Annotated in this window: 5 protein-coding genes and 1 pseudogene; 3 read left to right on the top strand and 3 right to left on the bottom strand. The window is 42.9% G+C overall.

The genetic code is table 11. The annotated features are described in order from the left end of the window. The 3 genes and pseudogenes from IM496_RS20675 to IM496_RS20665 form a co-directional block, all read right to left on the bottom strand. Nucleotides 1-138 (bottom strand): annotated as a pseudogene (locus IM496_RS20675) (photosystem II D2 protein (photosystem q(a) protein)); the annotation flags it as partial. 325 nt (nucleotides 139-463) lie between these two features. Then, nucleotides 464-1225 carry a lipoate--protein ligase family protein gene (locus IM496_RS20670; RefSeq protein WP_194013907.1) on the bottom strand — a complete coding sequence of 254 codons (762 nt, stop codon included), beginning with the start codon at nucleotides 1223-1225 and terminating at the stop codon, nucleotides 464-466. Next, complete coding sequence (locus IM496_RS20665) at nucleotides 1188-1664, bottom strand: YbjN domain-containing protein (protein ID WP_104398347.1); 477 nt, start codon at nucleotides 1662-1664, stop codon at nucleotides 1188-1190. Before IM496_RS20665 ends, IM496_RS20670 begins: the two co-directional genes overlap by 38 nt. A gap of 206 nt (nucleotides 1665-1870) precedes the next feature. Between IM496_RS20665 and IM496_RS20660 the strand changes: the two genes are divergently transcribed. The 3 genes from IM496_RS20660 to IM496_RS20650 all read left to right on the top strand — a co-directional run bounded on the left by IM496_RS20660 (nucleotide 1871) and on the right by IM496_RS20650 (nucleotide 3462). Next, entirely contained in the window at nucleotides 1871-2089 is a 219-nt protein-coding gene (locus tag IM496_RS20660) for a hypothetical protein (RefSeq protein ID WP_002747030.1), read from the top strand. After that, on the top strand, nucleotides 2082-2504 hold the full coding sequence (locus IM496_RS20655; protein ID WP_194013905.1) for a hypothetical protein: 423 nt from the start codon (nucleotides 2082-2084) through the stop codon (nucleotides 2502-2504). Before IM496_RS20660 ends, IM496_RS20655 begins: the two co-directional genes overlap by 8 nt. Before the next feature lie 331 nt (nucleotides 2505-2835). After that, nucleotides 2836-3462 carry a TetR/AcrR family transcriptional regulator gene (locus IM496_RS20650; protein ID WP_194013903.1) on the top strand — a complete coding sequence of 209 codons (627 nt, stop codon included), beginning with the start codon at nucleotides 2836-2838 and terminating at the stop codon, nucleotides 3460-3462. Nucleotides 3463-3639 lie beyond the last annotated feature (177 nt).

The raw sequence follows: 3639 nt of genomic DNA, 5'->3' as shown, positions 1-3639 counted from the left end.
TCCACCTAGGGCCATGAAGGCGCAGGGGAAGAGTAGTAAACCAGACCAACCGATGAAGACGAAACGGTCTCTTTTGAGCCAGTCATCGAGAGCATCAAACAGCCCTCTTTCTGGGGCGCGTCCGACAGCAATGGTCATGGGTATTTTTCCTCTTGCTTAACTGAAATCACGGGCAAGATTTCTTAACTTTTTTGAGTCTGGGATTACTCCCATTGTCTTATAAGATGGCGCGATCGATTGACTGGATTAGCTTAACTAAACTAGATGCGATCGCTCGTTAATCCTCACAAACTGTAAAAGATTAACGTTTCTTAAACTAGCACAAGCTAGACAATAATTTCGAGTTCGGTAAGACTTTGGTTTCTTGTGGCCTCTATCTACCTTTAACCATTATTAGCAAAAAATTACAAATCTATACAACTTGACTCATAATTGATTTTTGGTACACACAAAAACTTTTTTGTCAATGAGTATTTATATTCATTTTTTTAATTGATTGCCATTCCCAATCCCCTAGGGGTTGCTCTAGCAATTGACAATCGAAGCATTCCTCGGCCTCGGTTTTCAGGGTAGCGATAATTGTCTCTAGGGTCAAATCTGGGGCTAAATTCAGCTTTTGAGGGGCGGCACTGGCGAAAACTTGCTCAAACAGCGAATTATCCTGCTCTAGCACCATGGAACCATGTTGGAGAACCGAGGAACCCCGTTGCAGTTGGGCGCTCCCAATAAATTTATTGCCCCAATTATCGACTAGATCCGCACCGGTAGCCGTACCGAAACAGTTAGCAGAATTAATATATCCCCGGCCTGCAACACCGTAGGACAATTCCAGACCGAGATTTTGCCAGCCTGTGATTAAGAATTGACAGATTTGCTGGTAAACTTCCCTAACATTCCCCTTCATCCCCGAATTTACCACCATATAAGTCAAATCCCCCTGATGTAGTACGGACCGTCCACCAGTAGGACGACGAACTAAGGAGATTTTTTGACCTTGCCAAGTCAAATCACGCCAAAAATCAGGATATTGCCGTTGATGATAGCCCAAGGAAATAGCTGGGGGCGACCATTGATAAAAACGCAAAGTCGGGGGATGATGACCACAACGGTGTTGCTCTAGTAACCAAGAATCGATCGCCATTTGTAGCTCTGCCGATGAGATAATTGGAGGGATATAACGCCAAATTTTAGCTGCCACCAAAGGATTCTCGTAACATTTCATCATTATTATCTGCTACCGTCGCCACGAGAGTAATTGCTCGCGAAATCTCCCCGGGAGACAAATCGGCCACAGTACGCTGAGAAATCACCACCACCTGCTCATTCATAATGGCAAAATGAGATTCAAAGGTTTCGGCACAATTCATCGCTAATAACTTGCGGGTTAATCCCAATTCATCCTTAACAGGCAATTTCAGCACAGAAGACCACACCGTGAGAAAATCATCATCGCTTTCCCCAGTTAACTGCACAAACACCTCAACGCTACCATACTGAAACTTCCACAGATAACCTTTTTCTGTGTGTTGTACCATAGCAGTATCATTCTGCTGCAGAGTAGAAATAACCATTTCAATCATTTCTTGGTGACTGCTCGTACTAGCCAGAAATTCATCGGTCATTGACTCTATTGCTTCTGAAGTCGCTAAACTTTCTGTGGTCATAAAAATTCCCTAAACTCGATCGATCACAATCTTATCCCAAGAGAAAAGTAAAAAGTCAAAAAAATCGGGGAAAATACTGGTTACAACCCAGCACTGACGATATTTTTCAGCAGTCTGGATAGTAGAATATTGATTGATGGTCTGTACCTGAACCAGAAGCCAGTATCATTACCTTGCCACCAAATTTCAGAAAAGAGGCTCTCAAAATGTCCTTGGCTGAACTCAAATCTCAAATCCAGGAACTTTCAAAAATTGACAAGCTGCGACTAATGCAATTCTTGGCCACTGAGCTTGTCAAAGAAGAGAACGGAGACTTTTTTGTAGAAGGTCAAGAGTACCCAATCTGGTCTCCCTATGGCTGTTCTGAAGCGGCCAACACCTTAATGAACCTTCTGGCTACAAAACAAAAAGAACAGAATGCTTGATGGTCAAAAATTTCCCTACAAAATTATTGACACCAGTTCCAGCATGGTTGACCGAATGCCATATGTGCCTATAACGCTGGGTCTGAATGGGCGCTCCTTAAACACCGAAGGTTTGATTGATACGGGAGCAAGTGTCAACGTTCTACCCTACGAGTTGGGCCTACAACTAGGCTTTATCTGGGAGAATGAAAATCTTTCGGTTATCTTGGCTGGGAACTTAGCCCATTGTCAAGCTCGTGCCGTCGTTGTTGAAGGCCAAGTTAACCCATTCCCCACCGTTAATCTAGCATTTGCCTGGACTCAAGCTCCCACTACACCTTTAATTTTGGGGCAGGCTAATTTCCTTTTTGAGTTTGATGTTTGTTTTTCCCGTTCGCAGTCTGAATTTGCAGTTCGCCCCAGAACGGTTGTATAAAAAGGGGTGAGCTACGGTCTAATACCATTTCTCTAAATGAAAACTACACATCGAATTTAAGTCACCCTTTTTAAGGGGGATTTAGGGGGATTAAACTTCTGTAGTCAGACTTTGGAGAATTGGTACAACTATCCGCTTGCACAGCGACCGTATGAAACTCATTAAGATTTTAGCTAGGTGGACAAGCTTCTAGCTTGATTTCTGGGGAAGTCTGCGGAACGATAACCGAACAATCTCTAATCCCAATTACTCAAAATTTTATGAAGCATTTGAGTAAACACCTGACTTGATCGATGACAATGGCTCTATCCCGTTCTAGCTGTCAATAATTATGCAAAGTCTTTTTCAACGTTCCCTAACTGAGACCAATTCAGGGGAAGAAGATACCCGTAGTCGTATTCTACAGGCCGCTTTACGTTTATTTGCCGCTAAGGGTTATGAAGGAACCACGACTAAAGACCTAGCAGGAAGCGCAAATGTGGCAGAAGGAACTTTATTTCGTTATTTTCCCAACAAAAAGGCGATTTTAATCGAAGTGGCCACTAGGGGATGGGTGGATATTCTCACCGACTTGCTGACGGAATTGAGCGAAATGGGCAGTTATAAAGCGGTAGCGCAGGTGATGCGACGTAGGGTGTTGAGAATGCGAGAAAATAGCGATTTATTGCGAGTTTGTTTTATAGAGGCACAATTTCACCCCGAATTAAAAGAGCGGATTCAATCGGAGGTAATTGCTAAAATGACCGATGTGGCCGAGGCTTTTTTTCAAACAGCGATCGATCGTGGTATCTATCGTCCCATGAATCCGAAAATTGTGGCCCAGGTTTTTCTTGGAATGTTCGCAATTGCCGGTTTTTCCAGTGAAACTATTTTAGATAGTAATGCTTCCCCCTTAGCTTTACAAGAAATGGCCGAAGGTATTGCCGAAATTTTTCTGAATGGAGTGTTAGTTAAGTAGGTAGCCGTTAAAAATTATCAGATGCCCCCCTTATCAAGGCTGTCCTTTAGTCACATCTTTCTTAACATTTCAAACCTTTGTAGCACAAGGCTTTCAAGACTCGGTTAACAATTTGTAATATTCCTTGTTGACACCCTTACTGACAAAGAAAAAACTGAAATCAAGTCAGGATAAGGG

This window comes from Microcystis sp. M049S2 (genome assembly GCF_020245625.1).
In the GTDB taxonomy this organism is placed as follows: domain Bacteria; phylum Cyanobacteriota; class Cyanobacteriia; order Cyanobacteriales; family Microcystaceae; genus Microcystis; species Microcystis ichthyoblabe_A.
This window is presented reverse-complemented; position numbering and strand designations above follow the sequence as displayed.